The following is a 2742-nucleotide window of genomic DNA, read 5'->3' as shown; positions in this document are numbered from 1 at the left end:
GCCACCACTCCGCCGGCGGAATACCCGACGACGTCGACCGAGGTCGCTCCCGTCCGAGTCAGAGCCGCGTCGAGGCGTCGCGCAGGGTCTGCGCCTGCACGGTCAGATCGCCGACGCCACCGTCGGGCAGGGTGACCACGGTGGCGTCGCGGCCGGCCTCCCGTAGTTCGGCCGCGAGCACGTCCAGCGAGTCGGTGGATCCGCCGAATCCGGGGATCAGCAGCACCGGGCCGGGCACGGACTGGTCGACGCTCGCGACGGTGTCGCTTGCGGGACGTGATGCGACGAAGGCCGCCACAGCCGCGACGATCCCGACCAGAACGAGAGCGAGTAAGACGAACACGAGGCGACGGCGAGCCGGAGCGAGGGAGGCGAACACTCCATCCAGTGTGCCTGGGAATCAAGCGTGGTCGAGAACCAGCGGAGGAACGAGCACGAACTTGCCGACGTGGTCCTTCTCCAAGAAGCGCTGCTGCGCCACCGCGATCTGCTCGAGCGGAAAGGACTCGGCCACCAAGGGATGAATCTCGTCGGCTTCGATGTACGACACCAGGTTCGGAAACACGTCCTCGTCCCACGCTGTGCAGCCGAAGAGCGTCAGGTCGTTCAGGTACATCGTCCGTAGATCCAACGCGACGATGGGTCCCGCGATCGCACCCGAGGATACGTACGTTCCCCCACGAACGAGGACGTCGAGCAGAGGACCGAAACCGTCGGCTGCGACGTTGTCGACCACCACATCGAGCTGCGCGTGCCGAGGGCGTCCACCAGATCCGCGTCGCGCCCGTAGACCTCGTCGACGCCGAGTTCGCGAAGCTGCTCGTGTTTGGCACGGCTCGCGACACCGATCACCCGTGCGCCGCGCCGAACAGCGAGTTGCACTGCGGCAGAACCGACTCCGCCCGACGCGCCGGTGATCAGCACCGTCGACCCTCGACGCACCCCCGCGCGAGCGATCATGTTCTCCGCCGTGCCGTATGCACACGGAATCGTCGCCAGCTCGGCGTCGGTCCAATCACAATCGACCGGAAAGACCTCGTTTGCCGGAACGACGACGAACTGGGCGAACGCGCCGTCCATGTCCGAACCCAACCAACGCGTCTCGCCCGACGAGAAGCCGTCGACACGCATGCATGACCGAACCAGGACCCGCCTACCGACGAAGGATTCGTCCGTCCCGGGACTCGGACACACGAACCCGCAGCAGTCCGTGCCCTGAATCAGCGGAAACGGCGTCGCCTCGTTCCACCCGCCGTCGGAGTACCAGCCATGCGCGTGTTGATTTCGGTGTTGTTCATCCCTGCTGCCAAGACGCGAACAAGCACCTCCCCCGGACCCGGCATGGGTCTCGGCACCTCGGACACGACGAGCTTGTCGTAGCCACCGATGCCGGTGGTGACGATGGCCGTCATCAAGTCACGAGCGCTGTGCACCTCGTCAGTTCGCATGAACCGATTTTGCAGGAACGACGCGGAGAACAGGTCGATCCAGCGCTGTCGCTCCGATCAGAGGATCAATGCCCTGGTGCCGAGATATGTCAGTAGTGGTATCTCGCCGACACGATGACGAGGTCTGGATTGTCTTCGCTGGGAGGCACGTAGACGAGCCGGTGTTCGGTGTCGATTCGTCGTGACCATGCCCCGGCCAGAGCATATTTCAAGGGCTCGGGCTTGCCGATCCCGGCGTATGGGTCGCGCAGAGCCGCGTCGATCAGTTTGTTGATGCGGGCGAGCATCTTCTCGTCGACGACGGTCCAGGACGTATAGCTGTCCCATCCTTCTTCGGTGAATCGGACTTCGGTCATTCGGCCAGCTTTCTGGGCTTCACCTCCCCGCGGCGGGCCTGCTCCATGCTTTTCAGTAGGTGCGTTGCGTTGGCGGGACTGCGCAAGAGATACGCGGTCTCGATCATCGCGTCGTAGTCGGCCTTCGACATGAGAATCGCATTGCCTCCCTTGGAGACGATCTCCACGGGGGTGTGATCCTCTACGACCTGTTCGACAAGCGGGAACAGACTCTTGCGGGCTTCGGTGCGAGTGATGGCTGACATTGGGTCTCGGTTCCTCCGGTCCGTGGCGATGGCGGTCGCCGTCGGACGTGTGCGGCCCGCCTTGCGCGGGCAACTTCCTTCTGTTTGACCCCGCGTTGCGCGGGAAGTCGCCTTCAGCGCGAAACGGTACCATTTTCGGTACAGGTACCACAAGCGGTACCTGTCAGAGTCGGCAGCAACCATACAACGACGATCGGGAGACCGTCAGCGCTTACCTCACGGGCCGGCTGATCGACGTGGAAAGGTCAGCCGAGAATCACGCTCGCGAGCGCGGCACCACCACATCAGCCGGCCTGACGCGTACCGGAGCAGAACACGAAAAAGCCCCTCACCGGTTCCTGCTGGTGAGGGGCTTCTTGGCCTCTGAGCCGCCTAAGAGAATCGAACTCTTGACCTTTTCATTACGAGTGAAATGCTCTACCGACTGAGCTAAGGCGGCGTGCCTTTCGGCGTTGGTGAGTCTAACGGAGCATCAGGTCGAAACTAAAATCGCCCTCCCCCGAGCCTCGATGCGGGCCTGCTTCTAGCGCAGGACATCTCCGAGCGTCGCCACCATCGCATAGATCGCGAACTTCGGCTTTGCGTTGACTGCCAACGACTCTCGACATTCGAGGATTGCCTCGATGCTCTTCAGCAGCGCCTCGGGCGGCACCGCTTTGGCCATGCGTTCGACCTGCTCGGCCATGTCGGGGT

6 protein-coding genes, 1 tRNA gene and 1 pseudogene are annotated in these 2742 nt (G+C 63.4%); all 8 read right to left on the bottom strand.

Features of this window, described 5'->3' with window-relative positions:
• Nucleotides 1-58: 58 nt before the first annotated feature.
• Nucleotides 59-379, bottom strand: coding sequence for a hypothetical protein (locus RHBS_RS26535; RefSeq protein WP_187298651.1), 321 nt, complete (start codon nt 377-379; stop codon nt 59-61).
• Between the two features lie 21 nt (nt 380-400).
• On the bottom strand, nt 401-700 hold the full coding sequence (locus tag RHBS_RS31230; protein WP_237669797.1) for a zinc-binding dehydrogenase: 300 nt from the start codon (nt 698-700) through the stop codon (nt 401-403).
• The gene (locus RHBS_RS31225) at nt 607-1221 is read right to left on the bottom strand and encodes a zinc-binding dehydrogenase (RefSeq protein ID WP_374700670.1); all 615 of its coding nucleotides are present in this window, start codon (nt 1219-1221) and stop codon (nt 607-609) included. Before RHBS_RS31225 ends, RHBS_RS31230 begins: the two co-directional genes overlap by 94 nt.
• Entirely contained in the window at nt 1221-1448 is a 228-nt protein-coding gene (locus RHBS_RS31220; RefSeq protein ID WP_237669793.1) for a hypothetical protein, read from the bottom strand. Before RHBS_RS31220 ends, RHBS_RS31225 begins: the two co-directional genes overlap by 1 nt.
• 89 nt (nt 1449-1537) lie before the next feature.
• Nucleotides 1538-1804, bottom strand: coding sequence for a Txe/YoeB family addiction module toxin (locus RHBS_RS26525; RefSeq protein ID WP_128646849.1), 267 nt, complete (start codon nt 1802-1804; stop codon nt 1538-1540).
• Nucleotides 1801-2049: a type II toxin-antitoxin system Phd/YefM family antitoxin gene (locus tag RHBS_RS26520; protein WP_128646848.1), complete on the bottom strand. Its 249-nt coding sequence runs from the start codon at nt 2047-2049 to the stop codon at nt 1801-1803. The genes RHBS_RS26525 and RHBS_RS26520 overlap by 4 nt, the downstream gene beginning before the upstream one ends.
• A gap of 366 nt (nt 2050-2415) precedes the next feature.
• Nucleotides 2416-2488, bottom strand: a tRNA-Thr gene (locus RHBS_RS26515).
• Nucleotides 2489-2572: 84 nt separating this feature from the next.
• Nucleotides 2573-2742, bottom strand: a pseudogene (locus RHBS_RS31215) (DNA polymerase III subunit delta'); the annotation flags it as partial.

The sequence above is a fragment of the Rhodococcus sp. BS-15 genome, from assembly GCF_000813105.1.
Lineage (GTDB): Bacteria > Actinomycetota > Actinomycetes > Mycobacteriales > Mycobacteriaceae > Rhodococcoides.
The sequence above is the reverse complement of the archived record's forward strand: the minus strand, read 5'-3'. Positions and strand labels throughout refer to the sequence as shown.